The organism is Kocuria sp. U4B, assembly GCF_054875615.1.
Map to the genome: position 1 here is coordinate 2,177,518 of NZ_CM142180.1, position 15,925 is coordinate 2,193,442.

Consider the following 15,925-nt stretch of genomic DNA (forward strand, 5'->3'; position numbering starts at 1 on the left):
ACCGGGGGCCGCCGGGGAAGAGGTGGCCTCCCGAAGCACTCTGTACATAGGTATTGTGACCTGAGACACTGGCGGCGAGGACGCTCTCCACCACGCACACGGATCCCTGCCCGGACCCGTGCGTCGGAAAGGACCTGATCAATGCCGATCGACACGCCCGCCGACGGTCCCGCCCTCCTGCGGCTGCTGTCCGACTACTCCCTCGAGATGACGGGCAAGGACGTCCCCGCCCTCGAGGAGGCGGCTCCCGTGATCCCGCCCGGGACCCGGATCAACGTCACCTTCCTCGCCAACGAGGACCTGGCGATGCGCGTGGCCGCGGCGCGGGCCGTGCGCGCCCACGGGTTCGTCCCCGTGCCGCACCTCTCCGCCCGCCGGCTGCGCTCCCAGCGGGAGCTCGAGGAGTTCCTCGCCGCGCTCGCGGAGGTGGGCGCCGCCGAGCACGTGTTCGTGGTGGGCGGGGACCCCGAGACCCCCGAGGGCCCCTACGAGGACTCGCTGTCCGTGGTCCGCACCGGCCTGCTCCAGCAGCACGGGGTGCGCGGAGTCAGCGTCAGCGGCTACCCCGAGGGCCACCCCGGCATCGACGACGACGCCCTGTGGTCGGCCCTGACCGGGAAGGTCGCCGCGATCCGCGCGCAGGGCCTGGAGCCGACCGTCATCACCCAGTTCGGCTTCGACACCGACCCCGTCCTGGAGTGGCTGGCCGAGGTCCGCCGCCGCGGGGTCGACGCCCCGGTGCGCATCGGGGTCCCCGGCCCGGCCGGCATCAAGCGACTGCTCGGCTACGCCCGGCGCTTCGGGGTGTCCACCTCGGCAGGGATCGTCCAGAAGTACGGGTTCTCCCTGACCAACCTGCTCGGCACCGCGGGCCCCGACCGGTTCCTCCACGACCTCGCGGCCGGGCACGACCCGTCCGTGCACGGCCAGGTCCAGCTGCACTTCTACACCTTCGGCGGTCTGCGGGCCACGGCCGAGTGGGTCCGTGGCTTCGCTCCCACCGGCCAGGGGACGCGGTGATCCCCGTGCACCGGTCCCTCCTCCGCCCGGACCACGCGAGCCTGGTCGTGCAGGGGCGGGACCAGCCGGGCATCGTCGCCGCCGTCACCTCCGTCCTCGCCGGTCACGGGGCCAACATCGTGGCCCTCGACCAGCACTCGGAGGAACCCGCGGGCAGCGCCTTCTTCCAGCGCACGGTCTTCCACCTCGCCAACTACAGAGCGTGCTATCCGGCGGTGGCGGAGGACCTGCGCACCGCCCTCGGGAACGGCTTCGACCTCCGGTGGCGGCTCACCGACCTGTCCGTGCCGAAGCGCGTGGCGATCTTCGCCTCCAAGGACGACCACTGCCTGCTCGACCTCGTCTGGCGGCAGCGCCGCGGCGAGATCCCCATGACCGTCTCCATGGTCGTGTCCAACCACCCGGACGTGGCCGGGGACGTCCGCGGCTTCGGGATCCCGTTCTTCTACGTGCCCACCCGGGACAAGGCCGCCGCGGAGGCGGAGCACCTGCGCCTGCTCCAGGGCAACGTCGACCTCGTGGTCCTCGCCCGGTACATGCAGATCCTCTCCTCGCCGTTCCTCGAGGCGGTCGGGGCCCCGGTGATCAACATCCACCACTCCTTCCTGCCCGCCTTCATCGGCGCCGCGCCGTACCGCAAGGCCAAGGAGCGGGGCGTGAAGCTCATCGGGGCCACGGCCCACTACGTCACCGAGGACCTCGACGAGGGCCCGATCATCGAGCAGGACGTCGTGCGGGTCTCCCACCGGGACACCGCCGAGGAGCTCGCCCGGCGGGGCGCGGACGTCGAGCGCCAGGTGCTCGCCCGCGCGGTGCTGTGGCACTGCCAGGACCGGGTGATCCGCCACCACCGGCAGACGATCGTCTTCTAGCCCCGCCCCGCGCCCCGCAGACCGTTCCCACCACCAGGAAAGAGGTACACCGTGGCACCCAGCACTCTCCAGGACGTCCTCGACGCCTCCGGCAGCACCGTCGAGCTGCTGCGCAACTCGCAGATCGGGGCGTACGTCTATCCCGTCGTGGCACCGGAGTTCCACAACTGGCGCAACGAGCAGCGGGCCTGGCGGGAGACCGCCGTGCTCTTCGACCAGACCCACCACATGGACAACCTGTTCATCCGGGGCAGGGACGCGCTGAAGCTGATCTCGGACACCGCGGTCAACAGCACCGCGACGTTCCCCGTGAACAAGGCCAAGCAGTACGTCCCCACCACCCCGGCGGGCCACGTCATCGGCGACGGCATCCTCTTCCGCCAGGAGGAGGACGAGTACGTCTACGTCGGCCGCGCCCCGGCCGCCAACTGGCTGCTCTTCCACGGCGAGACCGGCGGCTACGACGTCGACATCGAGGTCGACCGCCGCTCCCCGTCCCGGCCCATGGGCAAGCCGGTGGTGCGCAAGTACTGGCGCTTCCAGATCCAGGGGCCCCGCGCCTGGCAGATCATCGAGAAGCTCAACGGCGGACCGCTCGAGCAGCTGAAGTTCTTCACCATGGACGTCATGAACGTCGCGGGCGCCCAGGTGCGCACCCTGCGCCACGGCATGGCCGGCGCCCCGGGGCTCGAGATCTGGGGCCCCTACGAGTCCTACGAGCAGGTCCGGGCCACGATCCTCGAGGCCGGCGCCGAGTTCGGCATCGTGCCCGTGGGCGCCCGCGCCTATCCCTCCAACACCCTGGAGTCCGGCTGGATCCCGTCCCCGCTCCCGGCGGTCTACACCGGCGACGGGACGGCCGCCTACCGGCGGTGGCTCGGCGCCGACAGCTACGAGGCGACGAACGCGCTCGCCGGCAGCTTCGTCTCCGAGGACATCGAGGACTACTACCTCACGCCGTGGGAGCTCGGCTACGGGTCGTTCGTGAAGTTCGACCACGACTTCATCGGCCGCGACGCCCTGGAGGCGATGGACCCCTCGGCCCAGCGCCGCAAGGCCACCCTGGCCTGGAACGCCGAGGACATGGCGAAGATCTTCGCGTCCCTCTTCGACACCGAGGGCCCGAACTACAAGTACTTCGACCTGCCCCTGGCCAACTACGGCTCCTCGAACTACGACGCCGTGGTGGACGCCGACGGGCGCACCGTGGGGCTGTCGATGTTCACCGGCTACAGCTCCAACGAGCGCAGGGCCCTGTCCCTGGCCACCGTCGACGCGAACGTGCCGGAGGGCACCGAGCTCAAGGTGGTCTGGGGCGAGCCCGGCGGCGGCACCCGCAAGACGACGGTCGAGCCGCACGAGCAGCTCGAGGTGCGCGCCGTGGTCAGCCCGGTGCCGTACTCCGAGGTGGCGCGGAAGGAGTACCACGGCGGCTGGCGCACCGCCTACGCCCAGAGCTGACCGGACCGCCCGGCGTGGCCGTCCTCCGCCCCGAACCATCAGACTGTCCGCGGTGGCCCGCACCGGCGGGCCCGTCACGGAAGTGCCGCACGAACATGGCAGGGATGCCGCGGAGAAGGGAGCAGGCATGATCTTCATCGTCGTCAAGTACAAGGTGAAGCCGGAGTACGCCGACCGGTGGACGGAGCTCACCCGGGACTTCACGGAGGCCACCCGCAACGAGCCGGGCAACCTCTGGTTCGACTGGTCGCGCAGCGTCGAGGACCCGAACGAGTACGTGCTCGTGGAGGCGTTCCGGGACGACGCCGCGGCGGCGCACGTCAACAGCGAGCACTTCGCGAAGGGGCTGGAGAGCATGCGGCCCGCTCTCGTGGAGACGCCGCGGATCATCAGCGAGCAGATCACGGCCCAGGACTGGAACCGGATGGGCGAGCTGGTCATCGACTGACGCCCGCGTCCGTCCGTGCGAGCCCCCGCCCCTCCCGGGGCGGGGGCTCGCACGGAGGGCCCCCGGCGCGTGGGGAGCAGCGGGCCCCGCTCAGCCCCGCGGGTCGGTGACGCCGCCGGGGGAGGCGTGCCGGCCGAGGTCCCACCCGGCGCGGCGGGCCCCGGCCCGGAAGGCGCTCTCGTAGAAGTCGAGGACTGCAGCGCGCGGGTCCTCCCGCGCACGGACGTCGTCGTAGCGCAGCACGGCGAGGTGGCTCGCGCCGCGCGCGACCCACGCGGCCCCGTCCGGCCGGAGGGGCTCGTCGGCCAGCCCGTCGGGCTCGGGGAACGTGTAGGAGTAGAAGGCCGGTTCGGGGAACGCGTCGTCCCCGAACCAGAACCCGGAACTGACGACCTCGCGGGAGTAGGCCTCGCGGGTGACCGGGTCCGTGCTCGGCGGGTGGTCGACGGGGGTGTCGGCGAAGCGGGTGACGGCGATGTCGAAGGTGTGCCAGAAGTGGTGGACCGGGCTGGTCTTGCCGGACCAGCCGGCGGCGAACTCCTCGAGCAGCAGGTTCACCTCGCTGAGCACCCGCCAGTAGCGGGTGACCGCGGCGGGGTCGTAGGCGCGGTGCTCGGAGTCGGCGGCGAACGGCCGCGCGGCGTCGGGCAGGCCGAAGGGGTGCGGCCGGGCGACGTCCACGGCCACGCCGACCGCTTCCAGGCCGTCCGTCAGCCGGGCGTGGAAGTCGGCGACGGACAGGCCGGGCAGGGCGAAGGAGTGCCGGAGGCCGGTGACGGTGCTGACGTCGAGACGGTGGTCGAGGAAGTCGAAGTCGACCGCGAAGATCGGGTCGCGCCCCATGGGCCGCGTGGTGATGCCGCGGCCGGTAAGGTGGAACGGGACGTTCCACCAGTGGTTGCGGCGCGGGGCGGCCGCCAGCCGGACCTTGCCGACCACCTGGGCGAACCGGTGGACGGTGTCCAGGGTGTCGCGCCAGGACCCGTACGGGATCGCGGGCAGAGCGGAGCGGGTCATCGGTGCCTCCTGCCCTTCAGTGTGCGGAGGCCCCGGCGCCGCGTCCAGGGGTGGGCCAGGAGCCGCCGAAGTGCGACAGTGGTGGCGGCAGCGATCGCGGGCCCGGCGCGGGCCCCCTGCCGGCGCCGCGGCGCGGCGAACGGACCTGTGCGAGGTGAGCAGCATGGACATGGACGGAATCGACGTGGGGGTTCCCCCGAGCGGCACCGGGTGCGCGGAGTGCCTGGCCGGCGGGGGGTGGTGGGTGCACCTGCGCCGCTGCGCCCGGTGCGGGCACATCGGCTGCTGCGACACCTCGCCCGCGCAGCACGCCACGGCCCACCACCGGCAGACCGGCCACCGCTACGCGCGCAGCTTCGAGCCGGGCGAGTCCTGGTACTGGGACTTCCGCACCCGGCGGATGGTGGAGGGCCCCGAGCTCGCCCCGCCGCAGCACCGCCCGGAGGACCAGCCCGTCCCCGGACCCCGGGGAGCCGTTCCCCCGGACTGGCAGCAGCTCATCCACCGATGACGTCACGGACGCGTCATGAACCAGCCGCGCCGGGCGCCGCCCTGCGCGTCGCGAGCCTCTGATGCCGAGCCATGCCCGCGGCTGGTGGCGCCCCGGGGCGAACTCCGCCGAGCACCGGGTCACGACGTGGGAGCTGTTCTTCGACCTGGTCTACGTCTTCGCGTTCACCCAGGTGACCACGTGGATCGCCCACGAGCACACCGTGCTCGGGGCCGTCCAGGGCCTCGTGGTCCTGGGCCTGCTGTGGCTGACGTGGGTCGGCTACGCCTGGCTCGGCAACCACCTGCGTGCCGACGCCGGGGTCATGCTGGTCGGCATGGTCGTCGCGATGACCGCCGTGTTCGTGATCGGCCTGAGCCTCCGGGAGGTCTGGGCCGACCCCGGCGGCGGTGCCGCGGCCGTGCTCGTGGCGGCCTACGCCGTCGTGCGCGCGGTCCACGCCGCCCTGTACGTCCTGGCGGCCCTCCTGGACCGGGACGCCGCGCTGCGCCGGCAGGTGCTGGACACCTCCGTCGGCGCCGCGGCCAGCGTCGTCCTCCTCGCCGTGGGGGCGGCCGTCCCGGCCGGGGAGCGCGTCTGGTGGTGGACCGGGGCGGTGGCGCTGGACGGTCTCCTGACGTGGTGGCTCGCCCGGCGGCTGCAGGGGTGGCGGCTGCGCAGCAGCGGGCACTTCGCGGAGCGCTTCGCCCTCGTGGTCATCCTCGCCCTCGGGGAGTCGGTGTTCTCCATCGGCGTCGGTGCCGTCTCGGCGTCGGTGACCGACGTCCGGCTGCTGGGCACCGCGGTCCTCGGCGTCCTGCTGTCCACGGCCATGTGGTGGACGTACTTCCGCCTCGACGCGGACGAGCTCGAGCGCTGCCTGGCGGGGGTGGAGGGCGTCGCCCGGGTCCGCGTGGCCGTCGGCGCCTACACCTATCTGCACTTCCCCCTGGTCGCCGGGATCGTGGTTGCCGCCGCAGGCGTGGAGCAGGCGGTGGCCACCGTGGGCGGCCACGGCGCGGACGGCGCGGCCGCGGTGCGCGCGCTGCTGCTGGGCACCGCCCTCTTCTGCGGTGCGATCGCGGCGCTGCACGCCTCGGCCCGCGGCTCCTTCGCGCTGCTGGCGGCGCTCGCGGTGCTGCTCGGCCTGCTGGGGCTCGGCGGCTTCGGCGCGGACCGCCCGGCGGCCGCCATCGGCCTGGCCGCGCTGCTGCTCACGGTCGGCGCCGCGGGGGTCCGCCGGGACTCCCGGCCGATGGCCGCCCGGCGATGACCCCGGCCCGCTCGCCCGCGCCGGGAGCACCGCCGTGACCTTCCCCCGGACGGCCGGACCGCCACCGGAGCCGCTGGCCTGGGGGCAGCGGCGGGCGTGGTGGGTGCTCGCCGCCACGGTCCTCGGCTCGGCGCTGACGTTCATCGACGGGACGGTCGTCAGCGTCGCCCTGCCCGCCGTGGGCGCGGACCTCGCGGCGGGGTCGGTCGCGCTGACGTGGGTCGTGAACGCGTACACCCTGGCCCTGGCCGCCCTCGTGCTGCTCGGCGGGTCCCTCGGGGACCGGTACGGGCGCAGGCGGATCTTCCTCCTGGGGGTGGTGGTCTTCGCCGCGGCCTCCGCGGCGTGCGGCCTGGCCGGCGGGGCGGCCGTGCTCGTCCTGGCGCGGGCGGTGCAGGGCGTCGGCGCGGCCCTCCTGACCGCCACGAGCCTCGCGATCCTGCAGACGTCCTTCGGCCCGCAGGACCGGGCCCGGGCGATCGGCGCCTGGTCGGGGCTCACCGGGGTGGCGTCGGCGATCGGGCCGTTCGCGGGCGGGTGGCTGGTCCAGGCCGCGTCCTGGCGGTGGGTGTTCCTCGTCAACGTCCCGGTCGCCGTGGCGGTCGTGGTGATCACCCGCCGGCACGTGCCGGAGTCGAGCAACCCGGCGGCCTGCCCCCAGCTGGACGTGCCCGGTGCCGCGCTGCTGGTGGGAGGACTGGGCGCGCTCAGCTACGGGCTGACGGCCTGGGGCGGCGGGGTGGGCGGACCCGCCGCGGGCGCCGCGCTCGCCGCGGGGGCGCTCCTGCTGGCGGCCTTCCCGGTGCAGGAACGCCGCGCGGTCTCGCCGCTGGTGCCGCCCGCCGTGCTCGTGGCGGGGCCCTTCCTCGCCTTGAACGCCGTGACCCTGGTGCTCTACGCCGCGCTGGGGGCGGTGTTCTTCGTCGTCGTGGTGGGCCTGCAGGTCGGGGCGGGGTTCTCCCCGCTGGCCGCGGCCCTCTCGCTGCTGCCGGTCACCGTGCTGATGCTGGTGTTCTCCCCGTCCGCGGGGGTGCTGACGAGCCGGGTGGGCCCCCGCCTGCCGATGACGGCCGGGCCCCTGGTGGCGGGGCTCGGGGTGGCCCTCCTGAGCCGGGCAGGTCCCGGCTCCGACTACCTCCTGGACATCCTGCTGCCCGCCGCCGTGTTCGGCGCCGGCCTGACCCTGCTCGTGACGCCCCTGACCGCGGCCGCCCTCTCGGCGGTGCCCGTGGAGCAGGCGGGCCTGGCCAGCGGGGCCAACAACGCCGTGGCGAGGACGGGGAGCCTGCTCGCCGTCGCGGCCGTCCCGCTCGTCGGCGGGCTGGGCGGCACAGGGCTGACCGACCCCGAGCGCGTGCGCGACGGCTACGCCACGGTGATGTGGGCCTGCGCCGCCCTGCTGGTGGCGGGCGGAGCACTGTCCGCGGTGGTGGTCCGCCGCCCGGCGCAACGCCCTTGACCCGTCCGCCGGGCTCCTCCTACCCTGAAGCCCCTTGTCAGCGGCAGTTCGTCGCGGGCGGCCGGGGCGGCGGCACGCCGGGACGCCGTGCCGGCCCGGCCGTCCGCGAGGCCGGTGGAGCACCGGCCTCGCCGCGCGTGCCGCGGGCACGCGCTCCACCGGATCCCGGTCCCGCCGACCGAAAGCAGTGGGTCATGCACCTCTCCGACAGTGCCTCCACCTCCGAGCCTCGGCGCCGAGGGCGCCGGACGGCCGGCGCCCTCGCGCTGGCCGCCCTCCTCGCCGCGGGCCCAGCGGCTGCGTCGACGGCGGTGGAGACCGCTCCGCCGGTCCCCGCCGGGCTCGAGGAGTTCTACGCCCAGACGCTCGCATGGACGCCGTGCGGTGCGGCGGCCGAGTGCGCCCTGATGCGGGTCCCGCTCGACTACGACGCCCCGGCCGGCGCGGAGATCACCCTCGCCCTCAAGCGGGTGGCCGGCCCCGCGGCGGCAGCGCCCCAGGAGCCGCTGCTCGTCAACTTCGGTGGTCCGGGCGGTTCCGGGACGGCGTCCGTGGAGCCCTGGGCCCAAGGCCTCGACCCCGCGGTGCTCGCGGCGTACGACGTGGTGGGGTTCGACCCGCGCGGGGTGGGTGCCTCCACGGCCGTGGAGTGCGTGGACGACGCCACCATGGACGCGATGCGGGCCACCCCGATCGACCCGGACACCGCGGCGGGGCTCGCCGCGCTCACCACGCTGGCCGAGCAGTTCGCCGCAGGCTGCCGGGCCGGCACCGGGGCGCTGCTCGGCGAGGTCGACACCGTCAGCGCGGCCCGGGACCTGGACGTGCTGCGCGCCGTCCTGGGGGACGAGGACCTGGACTACCTGGGGTACTCCTACGGCACCGACCTCGGCGCCGTCTACGCCGACCTGTTCCCGGAGAACACCGGCCGGTTCGTGCTGGACGCGGCGGTCGACCCGACCCTGGACTACGCGCAGGGGAGCATCGACCAGGCCGCCGGCTTCGAACGCGCCATCCGGGTGTACGCCGCCTCGTGCCTGCCCCAGGACGGGTGCCCGCTCGAGGGCACGGTGGACGAGGCCGTCGCCCAGATCGGGGCCCTCATCGACGGCATCGCGGCGGAGTCGCTGCCCACGGCCGACGGGCGCCCGCTCACCGTCGACGACGCGGTCTCCGCGATCATCCTGCCCCTGTACGAGGAGCGCGCCTGGTGGCGGCTGACCTCCGCCCTGGTCCCGGCCCTGGAGCGGGGCGACGGCACGGGGCTGATGGCCCTCGCCGATCTCGCGTACGGCCGGGAACCCGACGGCCGCTACTCCGACAACTCCACGGAGGCCTTCAGAGTGATCACCTGTCTGGACACCCCGGCGAACACCGACCCCGCGGCCATGGCCGCCGCGGACGCCCGGCTGCAGGAGGTGTCACCGACGTTCGGCGACTACTTCAGCCACGGGGAGGTCTTCTGCGGTGCGCTGGTCGACGAGCCCGTGCCACCCCGGGAGCCGGTCCAGGCGCAGGGCGCCGCACCCATCCTGGTGATCGGGGGCACGGGCGACACCGCCACGCCCTACGCCTGGGCGGAGGCCCTGGCCGACCAGCTGGAGACGGCCCGGCTGCTCACGCGGGTCGGCGAGGGGCACGGGTCGTACCTGCGGGCCAACGAGTGCATCGACGCCACGGTCGACGAGTTCCTGCTCCGGGGCACCCTGCCGGCGGAGGGGGCGGTGTGCTGAGGAAGGGGGCGGCCGCTCCGGGATCCGCACGCGGCGCCCAGAGAGCGGCCGGTACGAGGAGAGGTCCCCCGCACCGGCCCGGCCACCAGGATCTCGGGAAGTTCTGATGGCTCCGCCTCATCCTACTGAGGGGTGGGTCACGGTTCACCCCTCGATTTCCCGTCCCGCAGGCGGGCTGCGGCGCGGGAGCGGAGATGACGGACCGTGACCCGGGCGCACCTCAGCGCCGGTGCCGCCGCCCGAGGTCCGCGCCGGGCCCGCAGATCAGCTGGGCGATGTCGGCCAGGGGGTCGGGGGAGTGGCGGACCCGGTCGCGGAACTGCCAGAAGTGCAGCAGCTCGTAGCTCACCAGCGCCGCCAGCAGGGCCGCCACGACGCCCAGTGACGCCAGGGCGGGCAGCCGCCACGCCACGGGCAGGAGCAGGAGCAGGAGGACGGCGGCGACGCCGCGCTCGGCGTTCCAGGCGCCGACCTCGCGGTGGCGGAACGCGATGTGCCCGAGCAGGTGCACCGCCACGCCGGCGTAGAGACAGACCAGCGGCACGCCGGTCAGCGGCTCCGCCAGCTCGTGGGCGGTCGCGTCGGAGGCGTGCTCCAGGACCTTCTCCAGGCCCACGGCGATGAAGATGACGGGCACGACGATGAGGAAGTGCAGGTAGGAGTAGGAGGTCCGTGCCAGGGCGGCCCGCTCGGCCTCCGGGACCCGGTGGAGCACGCCCTCGGCCACGTGGGCGACGACGTCGAAGTACAGCCACCACAGGCTCACGGCCACGCTGAAGCCCAGCACCGAGCCGACGACCACGGGGACCGAGATCGGCTGCGTCGCGACACCCGTCCCGATGGCGATCAGGGACTCGCCCAGGGCCACGATGAGGATCAGCCCGTGCCGGTCGGCGAAGTGCCCCGGGCTGGGCAGCCGCCAGCCCGCGGTGCCGGAGAACCAGACCCCGCCGTAGCTCACGACCACGGCCAGGGTCCACAGCACCGTCTGCCGGGGCGGCCCCAGGGCGCCGCCCGCGACGAGCAGGGCGCAGGCCGCGGTGATGGGGGTCCCGGTCAGGAGCAGCTGGCGCCGCTCCCCGGCGTCGCCGCCCGCCGCCACGAAGTGGCACACCAGGTGCCCCAGGCGCACCGCCGTGTAGCAGACGGCGAACACCAGGGGGGCGTACAGCCCGCCGGGCAGGTCGGCGAAGGACTCCGGGATGGTCAGGGCCGCCACGAACATCGCGAACATGGCCCCGACGAAGGCGACGCGGACCACTCCCTCGTCGGCCCGAGCCTGGTTGCCGAGCCAGGCGTAGGCGCTCCAGGCCCCCCACAGCAGCGCCATCAGCACCAGTCCGCGCGCCGCTCCCACGACCGTGGGGTCGTCCGTCATCTGCCGGGTGACCTGGGTGAAGGCGAAGACGAAGACCAGGTCGAAGAACAGCTCGAGGGTCGTGACCCGGTGGGTGGACTCCGTGGGCCGGACCCACATGATCGCAGCTCTCGCCATGACGTGTCCGATCGTCGTGGTCCCGTGCCGAGATCCTAGCGCCGATCCCGCTCCCGGTCAGGAGCGCCCCGGACGCCGCCCCGGCGGCGGGCGCGGGACGGGGCGGGCAGCTGCCCGCCCAGCGCGGCGACGAGGGCGAGGCCGAACCCCGCGGCCTGGACCCCGGTGAGCGCCTCGCCCAGCAGCGCCCAGCCCAGCAGGGCCGCCGTGACCGGGGTGAGCGGCAGCAGCAGGGTCAGGCTCGTGGGAGGCAGCCGCCGGCCGGCGTGGAACCACACGGCGTAGGAGATCGCGCCCCCGGGCAGGGCCAGCCAGGCGTAGCCGGCCACCGCCCCCGCGTCGAGGACGAACGGGCCCGTGTCCAGCAGCGGCACCAGCGGGGCGATCATCAGGCCGCCGAGGACCAGCTGCCACCCGGTCGCGGTCAGCCCGCTCATGCCCTCCGGAAGGCCCCAGCGGCGGGTCAGCACCACCCCGGCGGCCATCGTCGTGGTGCCGGCGACGGCGGCCGCCAGGCCCACGGCGTCCAGGGCGACGGCGCCCCCGAGGACAGCCACGGCGACCCCGGCCACGGCGGCCAGCGCCCACAGCAGCCGGCGGAGGGGCGTGCCCTGGCGGAAGAGCACGAACAGCAGCGCCGCGGCGACCAGCGGCTGGGCGGAGCCCACGACGGCGGCCGGGCCCCCGGGCAGGCGGTAGGCGCTGAGGAACAGCAGGGGGAAGAACGCGCCGAAGTTGAGCAGGCCCAGCAGCGCCAGCCGGCCCCACCAGGGCGCCGGGGGCAGCTGCCGGGTGAGGGCGAGCAGCAGCAGCCCGGCCGGCAGGGCCCGCAGCAGCGCCGCGGTCATCGGCCGGCCCGGGGGCAGCAGCTCGGTGGTGACCGCGTAGGTCGTGCCCCACACCACCGGCGCCACGGCCCCCAGCAGGATCAGCCGGGCGTGCCCGGCCCGGTCCTGGTCCATGCCCGCCCCCGTTCCGCCCGGTGTTCCCGCCCGGTGTTCCTGTTCGGTGTTCCCGCTCGGTGTGCCGGTCGATGTGCTGCCCGCCGCACCGTGACGCCACAGTACGCCGGGACGGGTGTGCCCGTGGGCGATCCGGGATAGATTGCCCGCATGAAGGACCGCGCCCGTCCGCTGATCGTGGTCGCCGCCGCCGCCGTGCTGCTGTCCGGCTGCGCCGCGGACGCGCCGTCCCCGCCCGCCACCGGGGGCGCCTCCGCGGCGGGGGCGCCGGGCTCCGCCACGGACGGGCCCGCCCTGGACGTCGAGGTGGTCCTCGACGGCCTGGACGTCGCGTGGGACGTGGCCCTCACCCCGGAGGGCACCGCGCTGATCACCGAGCGCGGCGGGCGCCTGTTCGCCCACGACGACCGGGGCACCCGCGAGGTCGAGGCCGATCTGGGCGACCTGTTCGTCGGCAGCGAGGCCGGGCTGATGGGCCTGGCGGTGTCCCCGGACTTCGCGCGCACCCGGGAGCTGTTCCTGTGCCACGCGACGCAGGACGGCGGGCAGCCGCAGGACGTGCGGGTCACGCGGTGGCGCCTCTCCGACGACGCGGCCGGTGCCGAGCGCACCGGCACGGTCGTCGACGGCCTGCCGATCAGCTCGGGCCGGCACAGCGGCTGCCGGCTGCGCTTCGCCCCGGACGGCGCCCTGCACGTCGGCACCGGTGACGCGGCCGTGGGCGAGCACCCCCAGGACCCGCAGTCGCTGGGCGGCAAGACGCTGCGGGTGCACCCCGACGGGACGGTCCCGCGGGACAACCCCTTCGCCGACCGGGAGGGGGACGGCGCGCTGGTGTACACCCTGGGGCACCGCAACGTGCAGGGCCTCGCGGTGCAGCCCGGCACCGGTGCGCTGTGGTCGGTGGAGCACGGCCCCGACGTCGACGACGAGATCAACGTGCTCGAGCCCGGCGGCAACTACGGGTGGGACCCGATGCCCGGCTACGACGAGTCGGTGCCGATGACCGACCGGGAGAAGTTCCCGGACGCCGTCGAGGCGGTGTGGTCCTCCGGGCGCCCCACCGCGGCCACCAGCGGGGCCGTGTTCCTCGAGGGCGAGCACTGGGGGGCGTGGGACGGTGCGCTGGCCGTCGCGGAGCTGAAGAACACGGGCGTCGGCGTCCACCAGGTCGACGGCACCCGGATCACCGGCACCACGCGCATGGCCGAGCTCGAGGACGCCCACGGCCGGCTGCGCTCGCTGGCCCTCGACGCCGAGGGCGCGCTGTGGGTGACCACCTCCAACGGCGACGACGACGCGGTCCTGCGGGTGACTCCCCGGGGCTGACCTCCCGAGCGCGGACCCGCCGGCTCAGGCCCGCTCGTCCGCCCCGACCGCCAGGGCGGCCGCCACGAGGGCCGCCGGTGCGAGCAGGCCGAGGACCCCCGGCCACCACGCCGGCAGGGCCACGACGGCGGCGGGCCCGGCCGCGAACAGGGGCACGAGCAGCAGGCCCCTCCCGTAGGCCGCCACCTGGGCGTGGGGGATGGGCCCGAGCGGGCTGTCGATCGGCGGCTGCGTGAGGTCCGGCTCCGGGCCGAGCACCCGGTGCACGGCCGCTGCGCCGACCCCGGTCCCGGCGACGAGACCCGCCGCCAGGCACGGCCCCGGCGGGGCCTGCGCCGCGAGACCCGCCAGCAGGGCCGCGGCCCCCACCACCAGGGCGTTCGCCGCGCACGGCACCACCAGGCGGACCCGGGCCGCGGCCGGGCCCGCCAGGGGCAGCTGGCGCTCTGCCGCGCTGCCGGCGCGCGCCGCCACGACGTAGGCGACCCCCCGGCCGAGCCCGCGCGCGGCCACCACGAGCAGCGCCAGCCACGCGAGCGGAACCACCGCCCCGGGGAACGCCACGAGCAGCAGCGCCACGACGGCCAGGTCCACGAGGGCCCGCCCGTGCCAGGCCGTGCGGGCCTCCGCGGTGAGCGCCGCGAACAATACCACCCGCCGCGGTCCGCGGACCCACCGCGGGATCGGCGCGGACGGGCGGCGCACCGCGCCCTGGTCGGTGCCCGTCAGGCAGTGGCGCAGGTCGGCCGTCGACATCAGCCGCACGGCGTTCACCAGGTGCCGCCCCCGGGCGCCGGCCCGGCGCAGCTCGCCGCCCGTGAGGGAGCGCGCCGCGCGGGCCCCGGCGACGACGGCGCCGGCGGCCGCGACCGCCGCGAGCCCCGCCAGCGCGAGTGCGGTGGCACGCGGCGCGGTGGCCACGGCCGGCGTCCACGCCACCGGGGCCGCGAGGAGCACCGCGAGCGCTGCCCGGACCCGGCGCCCGCGCCGGGAGGAGCACCCGGTGCCGGCCGTGCCCACCTGCAGGAGGGCGGCCGCTCCGACCGCCGTCACGCCCAGGGCCGTGGCGCACCCGGCCAGGGCGGCGGCGTGCACCGCGCTCCCCTCGCCGGCGGGCAGGACGCCCGCCCACCACGCCGCCACGGCGGCGCCCCCGCCCACCCCCGCCGACGCCGCGCCGGTGGTCAGGGCGGCGCGGCGGACGGCGCGGGCCGGCTCCCGGTCCTCCCCGAGGGGCAGCCGCCACAGCCAGAACGCCCGTTCCGGGGCGATCCCCACCGGGCCCAGCACCAGCAGGGTCCGCACCAGCCCGGCCCAGGCGAGCGCCAGCAGGGCGGTCGAGCCGAGCAGCGGAACGCCGGGGCCCAGCCACGCCGCCGGCTCACGCTCCAGGGCCCCGCCCGGCCCGCCCGCGGCCAGCACCGCGCCGAGCTGCGCGCCCAGACCGCTCGTCCCGCCGTAGATCCAGGCGCCCACGACCAGCACCGCCACGACCAGGACGTAGGCGTCGACGAACCGCTCGGAACGCGGCACCCGGGCGCGCCCCGCGGCGCGGGCCGCCCGGACGAAGCGCGCGGCGTCGAAGTCCGCGCCGTGGAGGGCCGCGGCGCCGGGGCCCGCGGCGGCCGGCCGGTCAGCGGCCACGGCCGGGCCCGGGCTCGCGCGCGGGCCCGTCCCGGGCCGGGTCCCCGGCCGCGCCGGCGGAGGGCTCCTCGGCCAGCTCCAGGGTCGCGGTGGCGACCGCCCGGGACAGGACCGGGTCGTGGGTCGCCACGAGCAGCGCCGCGCCGCCCTCCCGGGCCGCCACCAGCCGGCGGGCCAGCCGGTCCCGCATCGTCGCGTCGAGGCGCTGCTCCGGCTCGTCCAGCACCAGCAGGTCGAAGGGGCGCAGCAGGGCGGCGGCCAGCAGCGTGCGCCGCCGCTGCCCCGAGGAGAGGTCGTACGGGGAGGCGTCGGCGCGCCCGGTGAGGCCGAACTCCTCCAGGGCGTCCGCCACGGCGGCCCCGGGCTCCCGCAGCCCGTGGCCGCGGGCGACCAGCTCCAGGTGCCGGCGCACCGCGACCCCCGGCAGGAACGCGTCCTCGTCGAAGAGGCTGCTCACGGCGCGGCGGTAGGGCAGGGACGTCTCGACCACCGGCCCGCCGTGGAGGAGCCGCTCGCCGGCGAGGGCCGGCTGTTGCGCCACGGCCGTGCGCAGGACCGTCGACTTCCCGGCCCCGTTCGGCCCGGTGAGCACCAGCGCCTCGCCCGGGGCCACGTCGAAGCTCAGCCCGGTGACCACCGCGGCGCCGCCGTAGCCGCAGGCGAGGTCCCGGACGGACAGCACGGCGTCGGGACGGGGGCTCACGCCCACCATCCTCCCAAGC

Annotated in this window: 14 protein-coding genes; 9 read left to right on the top strand and 5 right to left on the bottom strand. The window is 75.7% G+C overall.

Features of this window, described 5'->3' with window-relative positions; all coding sequences use genetic code 11:
- Positions 1 to 141 precede the first annotated feature (141 nt).
- The 4 genes from ACYSMR_RS10325 to ACYSMR_RS10340 all read left to right on the top strand — a co-directional run bounded on the left by ACYSMR_RS10325 (position 142) and on the right by ACYSMR_RS10340 (position 3,801).
- Positions 142 to 1,020, top strand: coding sequence for a methylenetetrahydrofolate reductase (locus ACYSMR_RS10325; RefSeq protein ID WP_251332231.1), 879 nt, complete (start codon positions 142 to 144; stop codon positions 1,018 to 1,020).
- Positions 1,017 to 1,892: a formyltetrahydrofolate deformylase gene (gene purU, locus ACYSMR_RS10330; protein WP_375142393.1), complete on the top strand. Its 876-nt coding sequence runs from the start codon at positions 1,017 to 1,019 to the stop codon at positions 1,890 to 1,892. Before ACYSMR_RS10325 ends, purU begins: the two co-directional genes overlap by 4 nt.
- Before the next feature lie 51 nt (positions 1,893 to 1,943).
- A complete protein-coding gene (ligM, locus tag ACYSMR_RS10335) occupies positions 1,944 to 3,353 on the top strand; it encodes a vanillate/3-O-methylgallate O-demethylase (protein ID WP_461745066.1) in 1,410 nt (469 codons plus the stop codon).
- A gap of 127 nt (positions 3,354 to 3,480) precedes the next feature.
- Positions 3,481 to 3,801, top strand: coding sequence for a putative quinol monooxygenase (locus ACYSMR_RS10340; RefSeq protein WP_461745068.1), 321 nt, complete (start codon positions 3,481 to 3,483; stop codon positions 3,799 to 3,801).
- Between the two features lie 90 nt (positions 3,802 to 3,891).
- Here ACYSMR_RS10340 and ACYSMR_RS10345 read toward each other — a convergent pair whose 3' ends face one another.
- The gene (locus ACYSMR_RS10345) at positions 3,892 to 4,818 is read right to left on the bottom strand and encodes a DUF5996 family protein (RefSeq protein WP_461745070.1); all 927 of its coding nucleotides are present in this window, start codon (positions 4,816 to 4,818) and stop codon (positions 3,892 to 3,894) included.
- A gap of 163 nt (positions 4,819 to 4,981) precedes the next feature.
- On the opposite strand from ACYSMR_RS10345, the gene ACYSMR_RS10350 reads away from it, so the two are divergent.
- From ACYSMR_RS10350 to ACYSMR_RS10365, 4 genes are all read left to right on the top strand, one after another.
- Positions 4,982 to 5,329, top strand: coding sequence for a UBP-type zinc finger domain-containing protein (locus tag ACYSMR_RS10350; protein ID WP_251332227.1), 348 nt, complete (start codon positions 4,982 to 4,984; stop codon positions 5,327 to 5,329).
- A 61-nt stretch (positions 5,330 to 5,390) separates the two neighbouring features.
- Positions 5,391 to 6,581 (top strand): low temperature requirement protein A, encoded by a 1,191-nt coding sequence (locus tag ACYSMR_RS10355; RefSeq protein ID WP_309125331.1) that lies wholly within the window; start codon positions 5,391 to 5,393, stop codon positions 6,579 to 6,581.
- Positions 6,582 to 6,615: 34 nt separating this feature from the next.
- Positions 6,616 to 8,040, top strand: coding sequence for an MFS transporter (locus tag ACYSMR_RS10360; RefSeq protein WP_461745073.1), 1,425 nt, complete (start codon positions 6,616 to 6,618; stop codon positions 8,038 to 8,040).
- Between the two features lie 194 nt (positions 8,041 to 8,234).
- Positions 8,235 to 9,773 (top strand): alpha/beta hydrolase, encoded by a 1,539-nt coding sequence (locus ACYSMR_RS10365; protein ID WP_461745075.1) that lies wholly within the window; start codon positions 8,235 to 8,237, stop codon positions 9,771 to 9,773.
- Positions 9,774 to 9,993: 220 nt separating this feature from the next.
- Here the strand turns inward: ACYSMR_RS10365 and ACYSMR_RS10370 are convergent, their stop codons facing one another.
- Together ACYSMR_RS10370 and ACYSMR_RS10375 are read right to left on the bottom strand one after the other, a co-directional pair.
- Positions 9,994 to 11,268, bottom strand: coding sequence for a low temperature requirement protein A (locus ACYSMR_RS10370; RefSeq protein ID WP_461745077.1), 1,275 nt, complete (start codon positions 11,266 to 11,268; stop codon positions 9,994 to 9,996).
- Positions 11,269 to 11,303: 35 nt separating this feature from the next.
- Positions 11,304 to 12,230 (bottom strand): DMT family transporter, encoded by a 927-nt coding sequence (locus ACYSMR_RS10375; protein ID WP_461745079.1) that lies wholly within the window; start codon positions 12,228 to 12,230, stop codon positions 11,304 to 11,306.
- 150 nt (positions 12,231 to 12,380) lie between these two features.
- On the opposite strand from ACYSMR_RS10375, the gene ACYSMR_RS10380 reads away from it, so the two are divergent.
- Positions 12,381 to 13,559 (top strand): PQQ-dependent sugar dehydrogenase, encoded by a 1,179-nt coding sequence (locus ACYSMR_RS10380; protein ID WP_461745081.1) that lies wholly within the window; start codon positions 12,381 to 12,383, stop codon positions 13,557 to 13,559.
- 24 nt (positions 13,560 to 13,583) lie between these two features.
- Here the strand turns inward: ACYSMR_RS10380 and ACYSMR_RS10385 are convergent, their stop codons facing one another.
- A complete protein-coding gene (locus tag ACYSMR_RS10385; RefSeq protein ID WP_461745083.1) occupies positions 13,584 to 15,203 on the bottom strand; it encodes a hypothetical protein in 1,620 nt (539 codons plus the stop codon).
- On the bottom strand, positions 15,193 to 15,906 hold the full coding sequence (locus tag ACYSMR_RS10390; RefSeq protein WP_461745085.1) for an ABC transporter ATP-binding protein: 714 nt from the start codon (positions 15,904 to 15,906) through the stop codon (positions 15,193 to 15,195). The genes ACYSMR_RS10385 and ACYSMR_RS10390 overlap by 11 nt, the downstream gene beginning before the upstream one ends.
- Between the last annotated feature and the right edge of the window lie 19 nt (positions 15,907 to 15,925).